The organism is [Empedobacter] haloabium (assembly GCA_008011715.2).
Lineage (GTDB): Bacteria > Pseudomonadota > Gammaproteobacteria > Burkholderiales > Burkholderiaceae_D > Rugamonas > Rugamonas haloabia.
This window is the reverse complement of record CP136508.1, coordinates 4,212,700-4,236,186: the sequence shown is the minus strand read 5'-3', so window position 1 is coordinate 4,236,186 and position 23,487 is coordinate 4,212,700. Positions and strand designations below refer to the sequence as shown.

The 23,487-nt window shown below is 67.0% G+C and carries 17 protein-coding genes and 1 pseudogene; 10 read left to right on the top strand and 8 right to left on the bottom strand.

Annotation, left to right across the window (positions count from 1 at the left end):
- Positions 1 to 5 precede the first annotated feature (5 nt).
- Positions 6 to 1,631, bottom strand: a complete 1,626-nt coding sequence (locus E7V67_018465) for an alkaline phosphatase family protein (GenBank protein ID WUR11674.1) — start codon at positions 1,629 to 1,631, stop codon at positions 6 to 8.
- A 161-nt stretch (positions 1,632 to 1,792) separates the two neighbouring features.
- On the opposite strand from E7V67_018465, the gene E7V67_018460 reads away from it, so the two are divergent.
- The 3 genes from E7V67_018460 (at position 1,793) to E7V67_018450 (ending at position 5,118) form a co-directional block, all read left to right on the top strand.
- Complete coding sequence (locus tag E7V67_018460; GenBank protein WUR11673.1) at positions 1,793 to 2,548, top strand: SIMPL domain-containing protein; 756 nt, start codon at positions 1,793 to 1,795, stop codon at positions 2,546 to 2,548.
- A gap of 137 nt (positions 2,549 to 2,685) precedes the next feature.
- Positions 2,686 to 3,534, top strand: a complete 849-nt coding sequence (gene pssA / locus E7V67_018455; GenBank protein ID WUR11672.1) for a CDP-diacylglycerol--serine O-phosphatidyltransferase — start codon at positions 2,686 to 2,688, stop codon at positions 3,532 to 3,534.
- Positions 3,535 to 3,567: 33 nt separating this feature from the next.
- Positions 3,568 to 5,118, top strand: coding sequence for a 2-isopropylmalate synthase (locus E7V67_018450; GenBank protein WUR11671.1), 1,551 nt, complete (start codon positions 3,568 to 3,570; stop codon positions 5,116 to 5,118).
- A gap of 247 nt (positions 5,119 to 5,365) precedes the next feature.
- Here E7V67_018450 and E7V67_018445 read toward each other — a convergent pair whose 3' ends face one another.
- Positions 5,366 to 5,845, bottom strand: a complete 480-nt coding sequence (locus tag E7V67_018445) for a hypothetical protein (protein ID WUR11670.1) — start codon at positions 5,843 to 5,845, stop codon at positions 5,366 to 5,368.
- Positions 5,846 to 6,041: 196 nt separating this feature from the next.
- On the opposite strand from E7V67_018445, the gene rpsO reads away from it, so the two are divergent.
- The gene (gene rpsO / locus E7V67_018440; protein ID WUR11669.1) at positions 6,042 to 6,311 is read left to right on the top strand and encodes a 30S ribosomal protein S15; all 270 of its coding nucleotides are present in this window, start codon (positions 6,042 to 6,044) and stop codon (positions 6,309 to 6,311) included.
- A gap of 217 nt (positions 6,312 to 6,528) precedes the next feature.
- The gene (pnp, locus tag E7V67_018435) at positions 6,529 to 8,643 is read left to right on the top strand and encodes a polyribonucleotide nucleotidyltransferase (GenBank protein ID WUR11668.1); all 2,115 of its coding nucleotides are present in this window, start codon (positions 6,529 to 6,531) and stop codon (positions 8,641 to 8,643) included.
- Positions 8,644 to 8,771: 128 nt separating this feature from the next.
- On the opposite strand, the pseudogene E7V67_018430 reads toward pnp, so the two are convergent.
- Positions 8,772 to 8,945 (bottom strand): annotated as a pseudogene (locus E7V67_018430) (IS1595 family transposase).
- Positions 8,946 to 9,256: 311 nt separating this feature from the next.
- Here E7V67_018430 and E7V67_018425 point away from each other — a divergent pair.
- Complete coding sequence (locus E7V67_018425; protein ID WUR11667.1) at positions 9,257 to 10,315, top strand: serine endopeptidase; 1,059 nt, start codon at positions 9,257 to 9,259, stop codon at positions 10,313 to 10,315.
- A gap of 25 nt (positions 10,316 to 10,340) precedes the next feature.
- On the opposite strand, the gene E7V67_018420 is transcribed toward E7V67_018425, so the two are convergent.
- From E7V67_018420 to E7V67_018400, 5 genes are all read right to left on the bottom strand, one after another.
- Entirely contained in the window at positions 10,341 to 11,951 is a 1,611-nt protein-coding gene (locus E7V67_018420; GenBank protein WUR11666.1) for a methyl-accepting chemotaxis protein, read from the bottom strand.
- A 310-nt stretch (positions 11,952 to 12,261) separates the two neighbouring features.
- On the bottom strand, positions 12,262 to 13,644 hold the full coding sequence (locus E7V67_018415; protein WUR11665.1) for a PQQ-dependent sugar dehydrogenase: 1,383 nt from the start codon (positions 13,642 to 13,644) through the stop codon (positions 12,262 to 12,264).
- 106 nt (positions 13,645 to 13,750) lie between these two features.
- A complete protein-coding gene (locus tag E7V67_018410; GenBank protein ID WUR11664.1) occupies positions 13,751 to 14,665 on the bottom strand; it encodes a carbohydrate kinase in 915 nt (304 codons plus the stop codon).
- A gap of 3 nt (positions 14,666 to 14,668) precedes the next feature.
- Positions 14,669 to 15,874 (bottom strand): AGE family epimerase/isomerase, encoded by a 1,206-nt coding sequence (locus tag E7V67_018405; protein ID WUR11663.1) that lies wholly within the window; start codon positions 15,872 to 15,874, stop codon positions 14,669 to 14,671.
- A 156-nt stretch (positions 15,875 to 16,030) separates the two neighbouring features.
- Positions 16,031 to 17,026, bottom strand: a complete 996-nt coding sequence (locus E7V67_018400; GenBank protein ID WUR11662.1) for a LacI family DNA-binding transcriptional regulator — start codon at positions 17,024 to 17,026, stop codon at positions 16,031 to 16,033.
- A 361-nt stretch (positions 17,027 to 17,387) separates the two neighbouring features.
- On the opposite strand from E7V67_018400, the gene E7V67_018395 reads away from it, so the two are divergent.
- The 4 genes from E7V67_018395 to E7V67_018380 are packed head-to-tail and all read left to right on the top strand — an operon-like array spanning position 17,388 to position 23,468.
- Positions 17,388 to 18,680, top strand: coding sequence for a sugar MFS transporter (locus E7V67_018395; GenBank protein ID WUR11661.1), 1,293 nt, complete (start codon positions 17,388 to 17,390; stop codon positions 18,678 to 18,680).
- Positions 18,677 to 20,941: a glycoside hydrolase family 3 C-terminal domain-containing protein gene (locus E7V67_018390; GenBank protein ID WUR11660.1), complete on the top strand. Its 2,265-nt coding sequence runs from the start codon at positions 18,677 to 18,679 to the stop codon at positions 20,939 to 20,941. The genes E7V67_018395 and E7V67_018390 overlap by 4 nt, the downstream gene beginning before the upstream one ends.
- Complete coding sequence (locus tag E7V67_018385) at positions 20,938 to 22,260, top strand: cellulase family glycosylhydrolase (GenBank protein ID WUR11659.1); 1,323 nt, start codon at positions 20,938 to 20,940, stop codon at positions 22,258 to 22,260. The genes E7V67_018390 and E7V67_018385 overlap by 4 nt, the downstream gene beginning before the upstream one ends.
- Entirely contained in the window at positions 22,257 to 23,468 is a 1,212-nt protein-coding gene (locus E7V67_018380; protein ID WUR11658.1) for a glycoside hydrolase family 27 protein, read from the top strand. Before E7V67_018385 ends, E7V67_018380 begins: the two co-directional genes overlap by 4 nt.
- The last annotated feature ends 19 nt before the right edge of the window (positions 23,469 to 23,487 follow it).

The window sequence follows — 23,487 nt, the reverse complement described above, 5'->3', positions numbered from 1 at the left end:
TGTGGTTAGCGGCGCGTCAGCGCCTCCGTCAGCACGCGCCCCTCGGCCGCAGCCGGCTTGCGCACGCCCAGGATGGAGGCCAGCGTGGGCGCGATGTCGACCACTTCCGCGTAGCCGGTGTAGGTGCCCGGCGCGATCCAGCGCTTGCCCATCATCAGCAGCGGCACGCTGGTGTCGTAAGCGTACGGCGTGCCGTGCGTGGCGCCGCTGTTGCCGGACCCAAACGACCAGTAGGGGCGCGGCACGACGACCAGGTCGCCCGACTCATGGCGGTGCCAGGCGCGGCGCAGCAGCAGGTCGATGCGGGTGCCGGTGGCGCCGGCTTCCTCGAAACGGCTGCGCGTATACACGTCGGCGATGCCCGTCTGCGCGCGCAGCCAGCGGGTGGCGGCCTGTTCGACGTCGGCGCGTCGTACCCCGGCCTTGGCCAGCGCTTCCTCGTCCAGGTAGATGTTCGGCAGCGAGGCCGTCAGCGCGACCTTGCCGGCACCGAAGGTGGCGTCCAGGTGGCGCTGCAGGCCATTGAGCAACGGCTTGCCGTCCACGCGACCGGCCTCGATGTGCTGGCGCTGCGAGAACTCGGCGCTGTTGGCGAAGCCATGGTCGGCCGTCAGCACGACCAGGTAGTTGTCGCTGCCGACGCGCTTGTCCAGGTACGTGAAGAAGCCCGCCAGCATGCGGTCGAGCCGCTGCAGGTGGTCGTGCGACATGCGGCTTTCCGGGCCGTGCGCGTGGTTGACGTAGTCGTGCGCCGACAGGCTCACGCCCAACAGGTCCGGCACGCCGGCCGGGTTGGCGCCCAGGTTCTCGCCTTCGATGGCGGCGCGGGCGAATTCCAGGGTCAGTTCGTCGACGAACGGGCCTTCCTTCAGGCGCTTGTAGTACGAAGCGTCGGGCGAGCCGCTCTCGCTGAAGTACGAGATGGCGAATGGCGTGTCGCCCGCGTCCATGGCGTAGGCGGCGTCGGCCAGCATCGGCCGCCACGTCTTGCCGTAGTAGCGGTCCTGCGGCTTGCCGGCCTGGTAGCGCTGCACCCAGGCCGGGTGCTGCTGCATGTACCAGGTACTGCTGGCGAAATTGCCGCTGCCTTCCATGTACATGTACGCCGTGCCGCCTTTGCCGGCCAGCAGGATGGCGCCGCGGTCCTTGCCGGAGACGGCGACCACCTTGGCCCGGTTGCCGGTGGCGTAGCGCAGCTGGTCGCCCAGCGTGTCCGCGCGCAGCTTCGCCGGCGACGTACCGTCGGACGGTTCCGTGGCCTCGCCCACGTACTGGTAACGGCGGTCCTCGGTGCAGTAGACCGACTTGCCGCTGGCACGGTCGATCCAGTTGTTGCCGACGATGCCGTGCTGGTACGGGTAGGCGCCCGTCAGGATGGCGGCATGGCCGACCGCGGTGACGGTGGTGCCGTGCGCCTGGTGCGCGTCCGCGAACATGGCGCCCTGCGTCAGCAGGCGCTGGAAGCCGCCCTCGCCGAACTGGCCGCGGTAGCGCAGCAGCTGTTCCTGCGGCAGGCCGTCGACGGCCATCACGACGACCAGCTTCGGCTGCTGGGGCGTCGCGGTGGGCGCGGCGGCGGCGTGCAGGGTGAAAAGGGTGGCGCAGGTGGCCAGGGCGATCGATGTACGCATGCGTTCCAGGAAGTAATGGTTGAGTCGGGGCCGCCATGATGCAGCGGCCAGATGTCAGTATGATGACACGGCTGTTACAAACACTCACCATCTGCTTCATGTGGCTGTAGCAATTTCGGTTACAGTGCGCTCATCGGAAGCTATTGATAAGGAGAACTTCGATGACCGTACTGAAAAACCTGCTGGCCGCCGCCTTCGTGCTGGGCAGCGTGCAGGCGCACGCGCAATCGGTGCCGACCGCCGGCACCACCGTCATCATCCCGGCCAACGGCGAGGTGACGGCGCCGAACGACCAGGCCATCGCCACGCTGGCGATCGAGGAACAGGACAAGGACAAGGCCGCCGCCGCGTCGCGCGTCAACACCAGGATGAAGCAGGGCCTGGACATCCTGAAGGCGCAGGACCCGCAGGCCAGCCTGAAGACGATGGGCTACTACACCTATCCCGTGTATCCGGAAGACCGCCCGGTGCAGCCGCTGGCGCCGAACCGGCCGCGCCAGCCGACCGCCTGGCGCGTGGGCCAGTACGTCGAGGTGAAGACCACCAACCTGGCCGGCCTGCCGAAGACGGTGGCCGCCGCGCAGAAGGTGCTGACCCTGAACTCGATCAACTTCGGCCTGACGCCGGCGTCCCTGCGCAAGCTGGACGACCAGCGCATCGCCGCCACCTACAAGGCGCTGAACGAGCGCATCGCCTCGGTGGCGAAAGCGATGGGGCGGCCGGTGACGGACGCGGTGCTGGACACGGTCGACTTCGAAGGCTCCGGCAACTATGCGGGCGGGCGCGAGGCAGCGGCGGCGCCGATGGCGATGCGCGCCATGGCGATGAAGGACAGCGCCGAAGTGGCCGAACCGAGCTTCGAACCGGGCGAGACGACGCTCGACATGCGCCTGGTCGGCAAGGTGCGGTTCAAGTAAGCCCGAACGAAGCCGTGGCACGCGACGATCCTGGTAGCGCTCCTCTATAATAGGCACGCACCCGGGCGGCCCGCACGACGTGGCCGCCCGGCCAGAACAATAACGCAGCAATATCGTTGCAACGACCACGGATTCGTATGGCAAAATTTCCCCGACGCCGGCCCAAGACCGGCGCGCCGCGCAGGACACCGTTCAGCCGATTCGCCCGCAAGGCGGGCGACAACCGGCCGCGCTCGCGCGGCATCTACCTGTTGCCGAACGCCTTCACGACGGGCGCCCTGTTCTGCGGTTTCTACGCCATCGTGATGGCGATGAACCAGCGCTTCGAGCATGCGGCATGGGCCATCTTCGTGGCGATGCTGCTGGACGGCCTGGATGGCCGCGTCGCCCGCCTGACCAATACCCAGAGCGAATTCGGCGCCCAGTACGACAGCCTGTCGGACATGGTCTCGTTCGGCGCCGCCCCCGCGCTGGTCATCTATGAATGGTCGCTGCGCGGCCTGGGCAAGCTGGGCTGGATTGCCGCCTTCGTCTACTGTGCCGGCGCCGCATTGCGCCTGGCCCGCTTCAACACCAATATCGAAGTGGTCGACAAGCGCTACTTCCAGGGCCTGCCCAGCCCGTCGGCCGCCGCACTGATCGCCGGCTTCGTGCTGATGATGGTCGACCTCGAGGTCAAGGGCATCTACCTGTCGTGGGTGTCGTGGGCGATCGCGCTGTTCGCCGGCCTGTCGATGGTCACCAACGTGCCGTTCTACAGCTTCAAGGACGTCAACTTCAGGAAGTCGGTGCCGTTCATCGCCGTGTTCCTGATCGCGCTGTTCTTCGCGCTGATCTCGATCGACCCGCCCAAGGTGCTGTTCCCGATCTTCGTGCTGTACGGCCTGTCCGGCTACCTCGTGCTGTGCGTGCGGCTCGCCAAGGGCAAGCCGGTCTCCATCGTGCAGGTGGACGACGAGCCGCTGGACGAGAGCGAACGGCGCTAATCCTGCCCTGGCGGGCATTCAAGGAGCGATCTGATGGATATACCCCGCGAACGCCTGATCATCTTCGACACGACCCTGCGCGACGGCGAGCAGTCGCCGGGCGCGTCGATGACGAAGGAAGAGAAAATCCGCATCGCCAGGCAGCTCGAGCGGCTGCGGGTGGACGTCATCGAGGCCGGCTTCGCGGCCGCCTCGCCGGGCGACTTCGACGCCATCCGCGCCATCGCGGCCACCGTGCGCGAGTCGACCATCTGCTCGCTGTCGCGCGCCAACGACCGCGACATCGCCCGCGCCGCCGAGGCGCTGGCCCCCGCCGCGCGCAAGCGCATCCATACCTTCATCGCCACGTCGCCCTTGCACATGCAGATGAAGCTGCGCATGGAACCGGCCCAGGTGCTGGAGCAGGCCCGCCTGGCGGTGCGCTTTGCCCGCCAGCACACCGATGACATCGAATTCTCCCCGGAGGACGGCAGCCGCTCGGAGGAGGACTTCCTGTGCCGCGTGCTGGAGACGGTGATCGCGGAAGGGGCCACGACGATCAATTTCCCGGACACGGTGGGCTACGCGGTGCCGGAGCTGTTCGGCGCGACGATCCGGCGCCTGCGCGAGCGCATTCCGAATGCCGACAAGGCCGTGTGGTCGGTGCACTGCCACAACGACCTGGGGCTGGCGGTGGCCAATTCCCTGGCCGGCGTGATGATCGGCGGTGCGCGCCAGGTCGAGTGCACGATCAACGGGCTGGGCGAGCGGGCCGGCAACACGGCGCTGGAGGAAGTGGTGATGGCGCTGCGCACGCGCGCCGGCTACTTCAACCTGGAGTGCGGCATCGACACGACGCAGATCGTGCCGGCCTCGAAAATGGTGTCGCAGATCACGGGCTTCCCGGTGCAGCCGAACAAGGCGGTGGTGGGCGCCAACGCGTTCGCGCACGCATCGGGCATCCACCAGGACGGTATCCTGAAGGCGCGCGAGACCTACGAGATCATGCGCGCCGAGGACGTGGGCTGGACCGCCAACAAGATCGTGCTGGGCAAGCTGTCCGGCCGCAACGCGTTCAAGCAGCGGCTGCAGGAGCTGGGCATCGAGCTCGAATCGGAGACGGAAGTCAACGCCGCCTTTGCCCGCTTCAAGGAGCTGGCCGACCGCAAGGCCGAGATCTTCGACGAGGACATCATGGCGCTGGTCTCGGCCGAGGAGCGCGAGGAGGGCGAGCATTACCGTTTCGTCTCGCTGGCCCAGCGCAGCGAGACGGGCGAGCTGCCGCACGCCCGTGTCGTGTTCTCGGTGGACGGCCGCGAGCACGCCTGCGAAGGCACGGGCGACGGCCCGGTGGACGCCATCGTCAACGCCATCGAAAGCCAGGCGCAGAGCGGCGCCGAACTGGTACTGTTCTCGATCAACGCGATCAGCACCGGCACGCAGTCGCAGGGCGAGGTGACGATGCGGCTGTCGCAGGCGGGGCGCATCGTCAACGGCGTGGGGTCCGATCCGGACATCGTCGTCGCCTCGGCCAAGGCGTACCTGGCCGGCTTGAACAAGCTGCATTCGAAGGAGCGGGTCAATCCGCAAACCGAGCGTAGTTAGCGGCGTAGCGCACCGCTACAACGTCCGGGCTTAGGGTCTGTCCCTTCGGGACTGACCCTGGTTTTCGTCGGCGGCGTCAGCGTACTGTTGTGAAACCGGCGCAGGCCGCTCATGCGCCTCGATAAGAACCGGGGTCATGGCACCGGCTGGCAGGCCGGTGCCGCTGCGCAGGCGAGGAGCTTTGCTCCTCTAAACCCCTGCTCCGCTCCCCTGCGGGGACAGACCCCAAGCCCGGGACGCTGCAGGTTTAATCCCGCTTCTCGCGGAGCATATCCGGCCCGCTCATCATCTCCCGCACCACCCCATCCGGCGAGAAGTGCACGTGCATCATCGCATCCCACACGCCCGACTGCTTGTAGCGGTAGCTCCATACCTCCAGGTTGCGTCGCGGCAGGGACATCGTCTCGGCCGGGTGGCCGAACGTGCGCAGGATCGTGTCCCTGGTGTCCACGCCCAGCTTGACGGTGGCGAACTTCGCGTCCGTCAGCACCTGCTCGAAGCTGACCAGCCGGCCATCCGCGCCATAGCGGGCCATCCAGGTGTACTGGCCGAAGTAACCGGCGCCGTACTCGTCGACGGTCTCCGGCCCGACCTGGAAGCGGGCGGTAGGGCGGCCCAGTTTCGCCTGCACGGCGGCCATCGGTTCGCCCGGCTGCGGCGGCGGCCCGAAGGCGGCGCAGCCGGCCAGCAGCGCGCCCAGGAAGAGGAAAACGATCGCATGTCGCATTGTCACTCCTGCAAATTTGAATGATTGTAGCGAGAACCCGGATCAAGCCGCGCAATTTCCACCCGTTTTCAGTTATACTCCCGGGTCTGGCCTGTCTGGTCCGGTATTTTATTTATAACGTAAGTCACGATGTGCAGGGTGGCGAGGTTCGCAAGGGCCGCGCAAGACTCCGTGCATCGCATGTGAAAGGTTCATCATGACTGTAGAAAACATCAACAAAGCCGCGATCATCGCGGACAACGCACGTGGTCAGAACGACACGGGTTCCCCGGAAGTCCAGGTTGCGCTGCTGACCGCACGCATCAACGAACTGAACTCCCACTTCAAGGAACACACGAAGGATCACCACTCCCGTCGTGGCCTGATCAAGATGGTCAACCGTCGTAAGAGCCTGCTGTCTTACCTGAAAGGCAAGGACGCCAACCGTTACCGCGATCTGATCGCCAAGCTCGGTCTGCGTAAGTAATTTTTGCCGTACCCGGTTTAAGCCAGGATGCCTGCGCCAGTTCGCTGACGCGGGCATTTTGTCATTCTGGACCGTTGTTTTGTTGCTATGAGGCAGCTAAAAGCAGTTTGAGAATATGTGGAGCAAAAGGCTTGCCGCCATCTAGTCGGGTGGCCGGCCTGTGGTGAGGTGAACGACAGCCCCTGAAAATCTGTCGGCAAATAGAAAGGGATTACCCATGTTTAACAAAGTTACGAAAACCTTCCAGTACGGCCAACACACCGTGACCCTGGAAACCGGCGAGATCGCTCGCCAGGCATCCGGCGCGGTGATGGTGTCGATGGACGACACCGTCGTACTGGCAACCGTCGTGGCACGCAAGGACGCCAAGCCGGGCCAGGATTTCTTCCCGCTGACCGTCGACTACATCGAGAAGACCTATGCCGCGGGCAAGATCCCCGGTGGCTTCTTCAAGCGCGAAGGCCGTCCGTCCGAGAAGGAAACGCTGACGTCGCGCCTGATCGACCGTCCGATCCGCCCGCTGTTCCCGGAAGGTTACATGAACGAGGTGCAGGTCATCATCCACGTTCTGTCGGTAAATCCTGAGATCGACCCTGACATCGCTTCGATGATCGGTGCCTCCGCCGCCCTGTGCGTGGCCGGCGTGCCGTTCAACGGCCCGATCGGCGCCGCCCGCGTGGGTTACGCCAACGGCCAGTACATCCTGAACCCGACCACGACCCAGCTGAAGACGTCCGAGATGGACCTGGTCGTCGCCGGTACCGAAACGGCCGTGCTGATGGTCGAATCGGAAGCCAAGCAGCTGTCCGAGGAAGTCATGCTGGGCGGCGTGGTCTACGGCCACGAGCAGATGCGCGCCGTCATCGACGCGATCCACGCCCTGGTGGAAGAAGGCGGCAAGCCGGAAATGGAATGGACCCCGCCGGCCAAGAACGAAGCGCTGATCGCCAAGGTCGCCCAGTTCGCCGAAGCGAAGATCAACCAGGCTTACCAGATCAAGAACAAGCAGTCGCGCCAGCAGGCGCTGCGCTCGATGCACGACGAAGTGATCGCCGACCTGGCCGCGCAAGCGCAGGCCGAAGGCGTCGACGCACCGGATTCGGTCGAAGTGGGCAACATCCTGTTCGACATGGAAGCCAAGGTCGTGCGTTCGCAGATCCTGAACGGCGAGCCGCGCATCGACGGCCGCGACACCCGCACCGTGCGTCCGATCGCGATCCGCACCTCGGTGCTGCCGCGTACCCACGGTTCCGCGCTGTTCACCCGCGGTGAAACGCAGGCGCTGGTCGTGGCGACCCTGGGCACCGCGCGCGATTCGCAGAAGATCGACGCGCTGATGGGCGAGTACACCGACGACTTCATGCTGCACTACAACATGCCACCGTTCGCCACCGGCGAAACGGGCCGCGTGGGCACGCCGAAGCGCCGCGAAGTGGGCCACGGCCGCCTGGCCAAGCGCGCGCTGGTCGCCGCGCTGCCGTCGCCGGAAGAGTTCAGCTACTCCGTGCGCCTGGTGTCCGAGATCACCGAATCGAACGGTTCCTCGTCGATGGCATCCGTCTGCGGCGGCTGCCTGGCGCTGATGGACGCGGGCGTGCCGATGAAGGCGCACGTCGCCGGCATCGCGATGGGCCTGATCAAGGAAGGCGGCAAGTTCGCCGTGCTGTCCGACATCCTGGGTGACGAAGACCACCTGGGCGACATGGACTTCAAGGTCGCCGGCACCGCCAACGGCATCACGGCGCTGCAGATGGACATCAAGATCCAGGGCATCACGAAGGAGATCATGCAGGTGGCACTGGCGCAAGCCAAGGAAGGCCGCCAGCACATCCTGGGCGAGATGCAGAAGGCCATGCCGCACGTGAAGACGGAACTGTCCGACTTCGCACCGCGCCTGATCACCATCAAGATCAACCCGGAAAAGATCCGTGACGTGATCGGCAAGGGCGGCGCCGTGATCCGCGCGCTGACCGAGGAAACCGGCACGCAGATCGACATCAGCGACGAAGGCGTGGTCACCATCGCCTCCGTCGATGCCGCCGCCGGCCAGGAAGCCAAGCGCCGCATCGAAGAGCTGACGGCATCGGTCGAAGTGGGCAAGACCTACGACGGCACCGTCCTGAAACTGCTGGACTTCGGCGCCATCGTGCAGGTCATGCCAGGCAAGGACGGCCTGCTGCACATCTCGCAGATCGCCAACGAGCGCGTCAACGCCGTGGCCGACTACCTGAAAGAAGGCCAGCAAGTGCGCGTCAAGGTCCTGGAAACGGACGACCGCGGCCGCCTGAAGCTGTCGATGAAGGCAGCGGACGAAGCCGCGCCGGCAGCGTAAGCTGACCACCGGACAGCCCGGGGCCCCGATCCCGGGTCTGTTGGCCGCCATGGCGCAAGCCTTGGCGGCTTTTTTTATGGCGCTGTGCCCTCGTCCTAATGAAGTTTGCTTCCGGCATACACTCGCGCTCAAATGACGATGAGAAACAGCGCCGCGCGCAGCAACTGCTGCGGCGTCGCCACGCATTCGGCATCGAGCGCATGGCGCCAGCCCAGGTAGTTGGGCAGGTATTTGCTGGCGACACCATTGAAGCGCTTCAGCCAGTTCTTGAACCGACCGTGGCAGCTGTTGACGGTCTGGAGGGGAATGACCTCGTCCACAGTGACGTGCACCGGACGAACATCTCGCGCAGCTCGTCCACTTGCTTGCCGGTGAGTTGCACCAGCATCTGCCGCACCTGCGCTTGCATTGCCTGGAATTGCCGGGAGTCCATGGTTGCTCCCCTCCGGTTGAGTTAACTGTAGGTTAGGATCGTGGTCGTGCCGGAAAGTTCATTGGGACCGGGGCACAGCGCCTTTTTATGCCTGCGCCGGCGCAAGGCCGGACCGCGAAGCGATGCTATGCTGCCCGCTCGCAAATAGTGCCTGCAGAAATCTGGAGAAAAGGAAACGACATGAGTAAAGCGATGCGGCTGTCCGAAAAGTGGTTCCAGCGTGGCTTGTGGCTGGTGGCGTTCGCGTTTGCGGGCTTTCTGATCGGGCTGGGTGGCAAGGTCGTCGAGAACCTCAATCTCGTCGAGGAACCGCTGACGGTGGAGCAGTTCATCGATCCGCGCCAGGACGCGGCCTCCCATGCGACGCAGAAGGAAGCGTACCAGGTCATGCAGGAAGCCGACGACGCGCTCGAGCAGGCGCGCCAGCGCCACAAAGTCGCCGCCGCCAACAGCCAGACCGCCCGTGAGACATTCGATAACTGGCTGGCAACGCGCCATGCGACGGCGCGCCCGGAGCAGGATACCGAGCTGCTGGCAAGGACGCGCCAGCTCGACCAACTGAAGGCGGCCGAGCGTGAGGCACTGGCGGCTGTCGAGAAGCAGGAGCAGATCCACCTGGACGCGCAGCAGCGGCATGCGGCGGCCATCCAGCAACATGACGCACTCGAGGCTGGCGCCCAGGAGCCATATGCTCGTGCAATACAGCTGCGCGAACTGCGCGTGTTCGGCTACCGCCTGGCGCTGACCCTGCCGCTGCTGCTGGTCGCCGGCTGGCTGTGGCGGCACCAGCGCAAGGGCACCTGGTGGCCGTTCGTGTGGGGTTTCATCTTCTTCGCGCTGTTCGCCTTCTTCGTCGAGCTGGTGCCCTACCTGCCCAGCTATGGCGGATACGTCCGCTACGTGGTCGGCATTCTGATCACCGTGCTGGTCGGCCGGCAGGCCATCCTCTCGCTGCAGCGTTACCTGGAGCGCCAGCGGGCGGCCGAGGCGCTGCCGGATAACCAGCGGCGCGAGAGCCTGAGCCTGGACTACGACGCGGCGCTGACGCGGATGGGCAAGGGCGTGTGCCCTGGCTGCGAGCGGCCGGTGGACCTGAAGGACCCGGCACTCGATTACTGCCCGCATTGCGGCATCGGGCTGTTCAAGCGCTGCGGCGCGTGCGCGACGCGGCGCAATGCGTTCACCCGGTTCTGCTTCTCCTGCGGCACGCCAGGGGAAGTGAACAAGGCGCCGGCGTAGAAGATCCCTCGGGTTCTCGTTGCTGTCAGCCCTGCAATGCCAGCCGTGCGCCAGACGCCGGCACGGTGCGCCGCTGTGCGTCCGCGGCGCCACGCTCGAGCCGGAACACGCCGACCGTCTGCTCCAGCGCCGCCGCCTGCTCCTGCAGCGCACCCGCCGCCGCGGCGGCTTCCTCCACCAGCGCCGCATTCTGCTGCGTGACCTGGTCCATCTGCACGACGGCGTTGTGAATCAGGTCGATGCCGGCGCTTTGCTCGCTGCTGGCCGACATGATCTCCGTCATGATGTCGGCCACCTGCGCCACGCTGGTGACGATCTGCGTCATCGTGGCGCCGGCCTGGTCGACCAGCGCCGAGCCGGCGTCCACGTTCGCCACCGAGCTGTCGATCAGCGCCTTGATTTCCTTGGCCGCCGCGGCCGAGCGCTGCGCCAGGTTGCGCACCTCGCTGGCGACGACGGCGAAGCCGCGGCCTTGTTCACCGGCGCGCGCCGCCTCCACTGCCGCATTGAGCGCCAGGATATTGGTCTGGAACGCGATCCCGTCGATGACGGCGATGATGTCGACGATCTTGCGCGACGAGTCCGTGATGGTGCCCATCGTGTCCACCACCTGGGCCACCAGCTGGCCGCCCTGTCGCGCCACGCTGGAGGCCGAGCCCACCATCTGGTTGGCCTGGCGCGCGTTGTCGGCGTTCTGCCGCACGGTCGCGGTCAGCTCTTCCAGCGAAGAGGCCGTCTCTTCCAGGCTGGCCGCCTGCTGCTCGGTGCGGCGCGACAGGTCCAGATTGCCGTCGGCGATCTCCGCGCTGGCCACCGCGATCGCGCCGCTGCCCGAACGTACCGCGTGCACCGTCACGGCCAACTGGCGCTGCATCGCGTCCAGGCCCTTCAGCAGCGTGCCCATCTCGTCATGACGGCTGGTGTCGATGCTGCGCGCCAGGTCGCCCGCCGACATGGCGTCGAAGTGGCCCAGCGCCTCGCCCAGCGGGCGCATGATGGCGCGCACCAGCACGACGCTGGCCGCCACGATCAGCAGCAGGCCGCCGGCGATGGCGGCGATGGCGAGGGTCTGCACGGTGCCGTACATCGCCTGGCTGGCCTCGAATTCCCGGCGCGATGCTTCCAGCTGGTAGGCGTCGAGCTTGTCCGAGCTGTCGCTGAATGCCGTGTACAGCTTCTGCATGTCCTTCATCGCCAGCTGGTCGATGCGCGCGGCGTCGTTGGCACGCAGTGCCGCCGCCATCGGCCGCAGCCCCTGTTCGACCAGCGCCTTGCGCGCCTGCGACACCACGTCGGCCAGCGCCTGTTCCGCCGGGCCTTGCGGCAGCGCCAGGTAGCGTTGCCAGGCGGCGTCGGATTTCTGCAGGAATTCGTCGGAACGGGTTAGTACTTTTTCCAGGTCCGGCGAGTCCGGGTGGAACACGCCGCGGTCCTGCACCAGGCGCGCGCGGCTCAGGTGGTTCTTCGCTTCGGCAATCGCCATCGAGGATGCCAGCTGGTCGCTGTAGGTGTCTTCCAGCGAGGCGTTGACGGAGCGGATGCCGTAGAGGCCCACGGCGCCGGTCAGGACGATGAGCAGGCCAAGAATGGCCATCGTGGCGAGCAGGCGGGTACGAATCGATAAGCGAGACAGCATGCGAAAGTTCCGGTTGGGCGGGGCCGTGGCGGCCCGGGCGCGTGATTGGGGGCGACGCGTAGGGCATCGCAACGAGTGCGCTGGGATCGGGCGCGGATGGCGCTGGAAGCGCCCGCGCGGCAGGGGCGCAGGCAGCAGGGCGGGCGAGGGATTGGGGCCGCCGCTGGTTCCGTAGCTCAGCCGTTAGAGTAACAGCTCTATTGTTTTAAGGCAATAACAAAGTGATTTCCGGTCGCTCGTGGGTGCCGAGAAAAGCGAGCGACCGTGCGGAAAATTGAATAAAGAATCAGTAAGTTAATCGACCGACAGCTTACTTTCCGTTATATGTGACGCGGTAGATGCGGCCCGCATGGTCGTCCGAGACCAGCATCGAACCGTCGGCCAGCACGGCAATGTCCACCGGCCGGCCGCTGACGTCGTCGCCCTGCAGGAAACCGTCGATGAAGTCCGTCGTCGTCACTTCCTGGTTGCCGTGCAGCGTGACGAGGACGACCTTGTAGCCGATCTTCTGCGTGCGGTTCCAGGAGCCGTGTTCGGCCACGAACACCTGGTTGCGGTACTGCGCCGGGAACTGCGTGCCGGTGTAGAAGGCCAGGCCCAGCGGCGCCACGTGCGGTCCCAGCTTCGCCACCGGCGGCACGTAGGCCGCGCAGCTGCCGGCCTTGCCGTACTTGGGATCGGGGAACACGCCGCCGTGGCAGTAAGGGAAGCCGAAATGCAGGCCTTTCTTCGGCGCCACGTTCAGTTCGCAGGACGGCGTGTTGTCGCCCATCTCGTCCGGGCCGTTATCGGTAAACCACAGTTCCTTCGTCAGCGGATGGAACGCGAAGCCGACCGTGTTGCGGATGCCGCCGGCGTAGGCTTCCCAGCCCGAACCGTCGGGGTTCATGCGCCAGATCTTCGAGTAAGCCTGGTCTTCCTTGTCGCAGGTATTGCAGGGCGAGCCGACCGGGATGTACAGCTTGCCGTCCGGTCCCGCCTTGATGACCTTCTCGCCGTGCCATTTGTCGTCCGGCAGGTCATCCTTGACGACCTTGTAGGCCGGCTTGTTGGCGTAGCTGCGGTCGATGTCGTCGAAGCGGATCACGCGGCCGATCTCCGCCACGTACAGCGCGCCGTTCAGCAGGGTCACGCCGATCGGGTTGTTCAGGCCTGTGGCGATCGTCACCACCTTGTCGGCCACGCCGTCGCGATCGGCGTCCACCAGCGCGTACACCTTGCCGGCCTTGCGCGAGCCGACGTAGACGATGCCGCTGCTCGACACGGCCAGCGAGCGGGCCGATTCGACCCCCTCGGCGTAGACGGCGATCGTGAAGCCTTTCGGCAGGGTCAGGCGGGACAGGGCGGCGTCCCTGCCGGGTGCTGGCTGGCTTGGCGCAGCGGCCGGCCGGCGCGCGCCAGGCTCGATATAGGCCGCCAGCTGGTCGATCTGCGCGCGCGACAGCGTCTGCGACCACGCGGGCATGCCCTTGTCCGGCACGCCCTGGGCGATCAGCTTGACCAGGTTGGCGCGGGTCGGCTGGCCGTGCAGCCACTGCTTGTCCACCAGGCTCGGGCCGGCCGCGCCTTCCAGGTTGGCGCCATGGCACTGCGCGCAGTGGGCCTGGTACAGGCGGGTGGCATCGGTCGTGGCGGGGGCGGCGTGGCTGGCGCTCGCGCACAGGGCGAGGGTGGCGGCGAGGATGGGTTTCATGGAGGCTCCGGCGGTTGGCTATGCCGGTATGATAAGTGTTAACCCGAGGCGACAGGCTCTCTTGTGCGAGTCGTGGACTCGCACAAGAGAGCCTGTCCCCGGTGCCTCACGCGCTACCGGCCATCAGCTGCGCGATCTGTGCCAGCGTCGGCGGCGTAGCCCCGGCGCCCAGGCATGCGGCGGCGCCGGCCGCCACCGCGCATTGCAGGTGCTGCAGCGGCGTGCGGCCCGGTTCACGCAGCAGGCTGTGGACGAAGGCGGCGATGCTGGCGTCGCCCGCGCCCACCGTGTCCGCCACCGCCACCACGGGTGCCGGCATGTGCCAGGACTCGTCACCCATGTGCAGCGACGCGCCTTCGGCACCGCGCGTGTACAGGTAGCGCGCGGCCGGGTTGAAGCTGCGCAGCCGTTCGAACGCGGCCGCCGTATCGGCATGGCGGAACAGCCCCACCAGGTCTTCCTCCGACACCTTGACCACGTCCGCCAGCGCCGTCATCGCCTGCAGCGTGGCGTCGTAGCGCTCGTCCATCAGCTGGCGATAGTTCGGGTCATAACTGATCCCGATGCCGGCCTCCTTCGCCTGGCGCGCCAGCGCGAGCAGCTTGCCGGCTAGCGGCTCGCGTGCCAGGCTGATGCCGCCGAAGTGCAGCCAGCGGCAGTGCGCCTGCCAGCCGGCCGGCAGCCGGGCCGCGTCGAAATGCAGGTCGGCGCTGTCGTCGCCGACAAAAAAGTAGGCGGGCGGGTCGAGCCGGTGCACGACCGCCAGCAGCGGGGCCTTGTCGAGGCGCTGCGTGAAGCGGGTATCCAGGCCGGCCGCCTCGGTGGCGCGCCACAGCGCGTCGCCGAACACGTCGCGGCTGATGGCGCCGGCGAAGGCGCTGGGCAGGCCCAGGCGCGCCATCGTGCGTGCCACGTTCCACGTCGAGCCGCCCGTCACGCTGAGCCAGCGCTGCTGCGTCGGATCGGCAACGATCAGGTCGGTCAGGGCTTCGCCGGCCGCCACGAATTCCGGGTAGTCCATCGGTCAGTCCTCCAGCACGTTCAGCACTTCGTAGCAGGCGCCCATGGTGTGATAGTCCACCTTGCCGGCCGGGCTTTTCTCGTCGGTCAGCTTGCGGTTGTCGGCGGCGAGGATGCGGTACCACGCGCCATGCTGGTGGTCGACGAAATGCTCCCAGCTGTAGGCCCACAGCCGGTCGTACCAGTCCCAGAAGCGCGCCTCGCCGGTGCGGGCGCCCAGCAGCGCGGCGGCGGCCAGGCTTTCGGCCTGCACCCAGAAGTATTTGTGGCCGTCGCAGATGCTGCCGTCCGGCCCGAAGCCGTAATGGATGCCGCCGTGCTGGCGGTCCCAGGCCTTGTCCAGCGCCGCGTCGAAGAAGTGGATCGCGCGCGGCAGCAGCCAGTCGGACGGTCCGGCCAGGTGAGCCTGGTGGCGCTCCAGGATCAGCAGCAGCTTGGCCCATTCGGTCAGGTGGCCCGGCTGGTAGCCCCAGGGGCGGAAGATGTTGCTGCTGTCGTGGCGGTTGTAGTCCGGATCGACCGACCAGTCGGCGCGATAGTGCTCCCACACCAGGTCGTCCGCCAGCGCGGCCTGGCGCAGCGCGATGTTGCGCGCCAGCGTCTCGGCGCGGTGCAGGTAGCGCGTCTCGCCGGTTGCTTCGAACGCGGCGATCAGCGCCTCGCAGGCATGCATGTTGGCGTTCTGGCCGCGGTAGCCCGAGACCTGCCAGTCGGCGCTGGCCTCGTCCGCGTACAGCCCGTGCGCCGGCTCCCAGAAATGGCGCTCCATCAGTTCGAACGTTTCGGCCACATGCGCGCGCGCATCGAGCTCGCCCGCCATCAGCGCGTGCGCGTAGGCGAGCAGCACGAAGGCCAGGCCGTAGCAGTGGTTGGTCGCGTCGGTGACGGTCTTGCCGCCGTCCCGCCATTGCAGCTCCCAGGCATAGCCGCCGGTGGCGCTGTTGCGGTGCACGTCGCGCAGGAAGGCCAGGCCATGGCGCAGGCGCTGGCGGTCGGCCTCCTCGCCGAACTGGCGCCACGCCATCGCGTAGTTGAAGATGAAGCGCGTGCTGCTGACGAGGTGGCGCGTGTGCGCGTCGTAGACGGCGCCGTCGTCCTTGTAGAAGTGATAGAAGCCGCCGCTCGGGTCCACCGAGCGGGGATCGTAGAAATTGCGGGTGTCGCGGATATGCCGCAACAGGGTTTCACGTGCATGGAAATCTGGTAACATGAATTTTCCGTTTGAGAGATGAGTGACGCTGGCAGGCGCCACGTGATGGCCTGCTTCCAGGCGTAAGCGGTCCCTGTGCGGCACGCTTCCGAGTCGCGTGTCGCATCGAGTTCCCTGCATTGAAAAGCGGTAGTCGTGATCGTCGTGCCGGGCCTCCTAGCACACGGTGCTGGCGCGTACCACCAGCTCCACCGGCGAGACCTGCTCTTCGATCGCGCCATGGCGGCCGTTCAGCAGCAGCTCGACGCCCATCGCTCCCAACTCCTTCTTGTTGATCCGCAGCGTCGTCAGCGGCCGGTGCCCCAGCACGGCTGTCGAGATGTCGTCGAAGCCCACGATGGAAATATCGTGCGGCACCTTCAGGCCCTTGGCCAGGCAGCAGCGCATTGCCACCAGCGCGGCGCTGTCGTTGTAGCAGAACAGCGCGTCCGGCGGCTTCGGCAGCGCGAGCAGGCTTTCCGTCGCTTCCCACGCGCCCGTTTCCAGGTCCACGCCGTCCGGCATGATCGCCTCCAGGCGCGGGTCGGCCAGGATGCCCGCGTCGAACAGCGCCTGCCGGTAGCCGCGCGCGCGTTCGCGGATGCTGTAGTGGCTGAGCGAGCCGCAGATCAGGCCCACCCGTTCGCGGCCCCGTTCGATCAGGTGTTTCGCGGCCAGGTAGCCGCCCATCATATTGTCCGGATTGACGGAGCTGTAGCCGCGCAGCTTCATGTCGATCAACACGATCGGCTTGCCCGTGCCGCGCAGCGCGGTCAGCAGCTCGGGCTCGAAGAAGCCGGCGCAGACGATGCCGTCCGGCGCGTGGATGCGCAGCTGGTCGGCCAGCCCGTCGGCCGGACCGACGGCCATGAACGACAGCACGATGCCCTGCTTGCGGCAGGCTTCCTCCGCGCCATGCAGCACGGGCGAGTAGAACGGGCTGCTGGCGGCGGTGTTGTGCTGGCGATGCAGCAGGAACGTCAGGCGGCGCAGCCGCTTCGGGCGCAGCTTGCAGAAATCGTAGCCCAGGTCGCGCGCCGTGTTCAGCACCATCTGGCGCGTCGACTCCGTCAATCCGGGCTCGTTCTTCAGGGCGCGCGAGATGGTGCCGGCCGAGACGCCCGCGACCCGGGCGATGTCGCGGATCGTCACCGCGCCGCTGGCCGCCGTCATGGACGCACCCCTGCGTGAAGCTTGCACATGGATCTCCTCCGTTGTTGTCCGAACAGCATCTTGTTATGGTCGGCCACGACGTGGCGGCCGCCAATATTGTGCCCACAGTCTGGCATGGCGCCCGCGCCATGGTCAAACCCCCGGCGCCGTTTCCCGAAAAGTTTAGTCCGATTTACTAAACATGGGCGGGGAGGCAGCGCGCGGCACCGCATGGGCGGGCGCCGGCCAGTGACGGCTTGTTTAGTGAACGAAGCTAAACTCGCGCCTAAAAAAGCGGCAGGGTTTGACCCGCCCGGCGGCGCCCATGCAGAATCGTCGCACAACAAGGTCCGCATTCCCGCGGACCACCAAGGAGACGAACATGGATCATTCCACCCCCGCGCGGCTGCACCAGCCGCCGGCCCCGGCGCGTGCCGCCCTGCAGCCTTCTCTAAATCAGTCGCATACGGTCCCGCTGATCGTCATCACGATCCTGTTCTTCATGTGGGGCCTGCTGACCTCCCTGAACGACGTGCTGATCCCGCACCTGAAGGGCATCTATACGCTCAACTACGTGCAGGCGATGCTGGTGCAGTTCTGCTTCTTCGGTGCCTACTTCATCGTCTCGCTGCCGGCCGGGATGCTGATCCGCCGCATCGGCTACAAGCGCGGCGCCGTCACGGGCCTGGTCGTCGCCGCCGCCGGCTGCGCGCTGTTCTACCCGGCGGCGAACAGCGGCTACGGCCTGTTCCTGTTCGCGTTCTTCGTGCTCGCTTCCGGCATCACCGTGCTGCAGGTGGCAGCCAACCCGTTCGTGACGGTACTGGGGCCGCCGGCCCAGGCGTCGAGCCGCCTGACCCTGACACAGGCCTTCAACTCGCTCGGCACGACGATCGCGCCGGCGCTGGGCGGCATGCTGATCCTGGCGCAGGTGCCGGGTGCCGTCGCCAGCCGTGCCAACGAGGCGGCCGCCGTGCAGGGACCCTACCTGGCGCTGGCCGGCGCGCTGTTGCTGCTGGCCGTGCTGTTCGCCGTCGTGCGCCTGCCCTCGATCACGCATGACGACGGCCTGCCGGAACTGCCGGGCCAGGCCCGCACTTCGGTGCTGAAGCAGCGCCATCTGCTGCTGGGCGCCATCGGCATCTTCCTGTACGTCGGCGCGGAGGTGAGCATCGGCAGCTTCCTGATCAATTTCCTGGGCGAGGACCGCATCGCCGGGCTGTCGCACGCGGCCGCCGCCAACTACGTCAGCTGGTACTGGGGTGGCGCCATGGTGGGCCGCTTCGTCGGTTTCGCCGTCATGCGCCACGTCAGCCCGGGCAAGGCGCTGGCGTTCAACGCCACGGCCACGATCGTGCTGGTGCTGCTGGCGGTATTCGGGCAGGGCACGCTCGCGATGTGGGCGCTGATCGCCGTCGGCCTGTTCAACTCCATCATGTTCCCCACCATCTTCAGCATGGCGCTGCACAAGCTGGGCGCGCAGACGGGGCAGGGCTCCGGCATCCTGTGCATGGCCATCGTCGGCGGTGCCATCGTGCCGTTCGTGCAGGGCTTCCTGGCCGATGCCATCGGCCTGCAGCTGTCGTTCCTGGTGCCGGCCGCCTGCTACCTGTTCATCCTGTACTTCGGCGTGCGCTATGCCGGCATGTACATCGACGAGATCAAGGCGGTATGAGGACGCCGTTGAAATCGACGGCGCGCATCGCCCTGCTGGCGCTGGCGGCCTGGCCGGCGCTGGCTGCCGTGGCCGACGCCGGCGGCGCCCCCGCCCAGCGGCCGTGGCTGGACCGTTCACTCGATCCGGACCGGCGTGCGGCGCTGGCGCTGCAGGCCATGACGCAACAGGAAAAGCTGAACTGGGCCTACGGCTACTTCGGTGCCGACCACGCGGCCAGCAAGAGCAGGAAGATCGCGGCGGCGCTGCCGTTCTCGGCAGGCTACATTCCCGGCATCGCGCGCCTGGGCCTGCCGGCCCTGTTCGAAACGGATGCCGGCATCGGCGTGGCGACGCAGTACACGACGACGCCGCGCGAGCGCACCGCGCTGCCGGCCGGGATCGCGACGGCCGCCACGTGGAACCGCCAGCTGGCCTACGAGGGCGGGCGCATGATCGGCGCCGAGGCGCGCGCTTCCGGCTTCAACGTGATGCTGGCGGGCGGCGTCAACCTGCTGCGCGAGCCGCGCAACGGCCGCAACTTCGAATACGCCGGCGAAGACCCGCTGCACGCGGGGCTGATGGTGGCCGCGCAGGTCAAGGGCATCGAGTCGAACCATGTCATCGCGACCCTGAAGCACTTCGCCCTGAACGCGCAGGAGACGGGCCGCTTCCAGCTGGACGCCCGCATCGATCCGGCTGCCGCCCGCATGTCCGACCTGCTGGCGTTCCAGATCGCGCTGGAGCACTCCGATGCCGGTTCGTTCATGTGCGCCTACAACCGCGTCAACGGGCCATACGCCTGCGAGAGCCCCTGGCTGCTGGACGAAGTGCTCAAGCGCGACTGGGGCTTCAAGGGCTACGTGATGTCCGACTGGGGCGCTACCCACAGCACGGTGCCGGCCGCCAACGCGGGCCTGGACCAGCAGTCCGGGGGCGAATTCGACAAGTCCAACTACTTCGGTGCCGCGCTGGCGGAAGCGGTGGAGAACGGCCATGTGCCGGCGCGCCGCCTGGACGACCTGGCGCTGCGCGTGCTGCGCACCATGTTCGCCAAGGGTGTCGTCGACCATCCGGTCAAGGAAGGCGGTGCCATCGATTTCGATGCGCACGCCCGCGTCACCCAGGCCGATGCGGAAGAGGGCATCGTGCTCCTGAAAAACGCCGACCGGCTGCTGCCGCTGCGGCCCGGCATGAAGATCGCCATCGTCGGCGGTCATGCCGACAGGGGCGTGCTGGCCGGCGGCGGCTCGTCGCTGGTCTACCCGATCGGTGGCAACGCCGTGCCCGGCCTGCTGCCGGCCACCTGGCCCGGTCCCGTCATGTACTACCCGTCTTCGCCGCTGAAGGCGATGCAGGCGCGCGCCGGCACCGGCTCGGTGACGTACGACGACGGCACCGAACCCGCCCGTGCCGCAAGCGTGGCGGCGAACGCGGACGTGGTGCTGGTGTTCGCCACGCAGTGGGTGGGCGAGGCCCTCGATGCCAACTCGCTGGCGCTGCCGGACCGGCAGGACGAACTGATCGCCGCGGTCGCCGCGGCCAATCCGCGCACCGCCGTCGTGCTGGAAAACAGCGGCCCGGTGCTGATGCCGTGGCTGGACCGCGTGGCCGGCGTCGTCGAGGCCTGGTACCCCGGCACGCGCGGCGGCGAGGCCATCGCCCGCGTGCTGTTCGGCGAGGTCAATCCGTCCGGCCGCCTGCCCGCTACCTTCCCGCAGTCGGAACAGCAGCTGCCGCGGCCCCGCCTGGACGGCGACCCCGCCCAGCCCGACCGGCGCTTCGCGGTCGACTACCACGAGGGTGCGGCGGTGGGCTACAAGTGGTTCGACCTGAAGGGTCACCAGCCGCTGTTCCCGTTCGGCTACGGCCTGTCGTACACGAGCTTCGGCTACAGCGGCCTGGCCGCGCGCGTGGTCGACGGCAAGGTGCGCGTGCGCTTCCAGGTCGCGAACACGGGCCAGCTGGCGGGCAAGGACGTGCCGCAGCTGTATGTCGCCCCGGTCCGCGCCCGCTGGGAAGCACCGAAGCGGCTGGCCGGCTGGGACAAGGTGGACCTGGCACCCGGCGCCACGCGCGACGTCGAGCTGACGATCGACCCGCGCCTGTTCGGCACCATCCGCGGCAACGCCAAGACCTGGAAAATAGCGGGCGGCGCCTACAAGGTGCTGCTGGCCCGCCATGCCGGCGACCCGCGGCCGCAAACCGTCACGATCAACCTGCCAGCCACGGTGCTTGACCTGGCCGGCCAACCTCTAACAACCAACAAGGGACAACCATGAAACGAATGATCACGCTGGCGGCCAGCCTCTTCCTGATGCACGCACTGCCGCCGCAAGCCGCCGCTGCCGGCAAGCCGGCCTTCGTCAAGGTCGACAAGACGCACTTCGTCCGTGGCGGCCAGCGCTACTACATCGCCGGCGCCAACTTCTGGTACGGCGCCTACCTGGGCGCGGCCGGCAAGGTGGGCGACCGCGCGCGCCTCGTCAAGGAGCTCGACACGATGAAGGCCGTCGGCATCAACAATGTGAGGGTGCTGGCCGTGTCCGAGAAAACCGACATGCCGAGCGCGGTGCGGCCGGCTACCACGGCGGCGCCGGGACAGTACGACGAGGACCTGCTGGCGGGCCTGGACTACCTGCTGGCCGAACTGGCGAAGCGCGACATGACGGCGGTGATCTACCTGAACAACTTCTGGCAATGGTCGGGCGGCATGACGCAGTACCTGAACTGGTTCGAAGGCAGCCAGGCGCTCGACCCGAACGTCACCAAGGACTACGAGGACTTCATGGCCAAGACGGTGCGCTTCTACCGCAACGACAAGGCGCAGCAGGAATACCGCAACGTGATCCGCAAGATCGTCCAGCGCGTCAACACGATCACCGGCAAGCGCTATGTGGACGACGCCACCGTGATGGCCTGGCAGCTGGCCAACGAGCCGCGTCCGGGCAATGCCAAGGCGACGCCGGAAGAAAAACAGGTCTATATCGACTGGATCGCGGGCACCGCCGCCTACATCCACGGCCTGGATGCCAATCACCTCGTCAGCAGCGGTAGCGAAGGGCTGGCCGGTTCGGCGCAGGACGGCGACCTGTTCATGCAGGCGCACCGCACCAAACACATCGACTACCTGACCTATCACCTGTGGCCGAAGAACTGGGGCTGGATCGACTCGAAGAACGTGGCCGCCACGTGGGACGGCGCCCTGGAAAAGAGCCGGCATTACCTGAACGTGCACATCGACTACGCGCAGAAGGTCGGCAAGCCGATCGTGCTGGAGGAATTCGGCATGGACCGCGATGGCGCCTCGTTCGACATCAAGGCAGCCACCACCGTGCGCGACCGCTTCTACCGTGAGGTCTTCGACGTGGTGACCACGCGCGCCGCCAAGGGCGACCCGATCGCCGGCTTCAACTTCTGGGCCTGGGGCGGCGCCGGGCGCGCGGCCAATCCCGACTACTGGTGGAAGGAAGGCAACGACCTGATGGGCGATCCGCCGCAGGAAGAGCAGGGCCTGTACTCCGTGTTCGACAGCGACGCCAGCACCATCGCGCTGATCCGCGAAACGGCCACGAAGCTCAAACGCCTGGAGCGCAAATGACGAAGGTCCTGACGGCGACGGCGCTGCTGCTGGCGGCCGGCGCTGCCCACGCGCAGAAATTCGAGGGCCTGGCCGACACGCCCCAGATGGGCTGGAACAGCTGGAACAAGTTCGGCTGCGAGATCAACGAACAGCTGATCCGCGAGACGGCCGATGCGATGGTGGCCCTGGGTATGAAGGAAGCCGGCTACCGGTACATCAACATCGACGACTGCTGGCACGGCCAGCGCGACAAGGACGGCACGATCCAGGCCGACCCGGCGCGCTTCCCATCCGGGATCAAGGCGCTGGCGGACTACGTGCATGCGCGCGGCCTGAAACTGGGCCTGTACTCCGATGCCGGCGCCACCACCTGCGGCGGCCGGCCCGGCAGCCGCGGCCACGAGTACCAGGATGCCCGTACCTACGCGGCCTGGGGCGTCGACTACGTCAAGTACGACTGGTGCGACACCAAGGGGCTGAACGCGGAGGGCGCGTACACGACGATGCGCGACGCCCTGCGCGCGGCGGGCCGGCCGATCCTGCTGTCGATCTGCGAGTGGGGCGACAACAAGCCGTGGGACTGGGCGCGCGACGTCGGGCATTCCTGGCGCACGACCGGCGACATCTACGCATGCTGGGACTGCGAGGTGTCGCTGGGCTCCTGGTCCACGTTCGGCGTGATGAAGATCGTCGACAAGTCGCTGGCGCTGCGCAAGTACGCGGGCCCCGGCCACTGGAACGACCTCGACATGCTGGAGGTGGGCAACGGCCTGACCCCGGAGGAAGACCGCTCGCACTTCTCGCTGTGGGCCATGCTGGCGTCGCCGCTCATTTCCGGCAACGATCTGCGCAAGATGCCCGAGGCGGTGCGCAAGGTGCTGACCAACAAGGACGTCATCGCCGTCAACCAGGACAAGTTGGGCGTGCAGGCGCTGCGCATGCTCACCGACGGACCGCTGGAAGTGTGGATCAAGCCCCTGGCCGGCGACGACTGGGCCGTGCTGTTCCTGAACCGCGGCGAACAGGCGCTCGAGCGCAGCTACGACTGGCACAAGCAGCCGCTGTCCGACGACCTGTCGAAGCGTTCGGCGGACCTCAAAAAAGCCGCGTACCGCTGGACAGACCTGTGGCAGCGGAACACGGGCGACACCGCCCGGCCGCTCACCCTGAAGCTGGCGCCGCACAGTGTGACGATGCTGCGCCTGACGCCGCGCGGCGCGTTATGATAACGTTTTCAGAAAACGG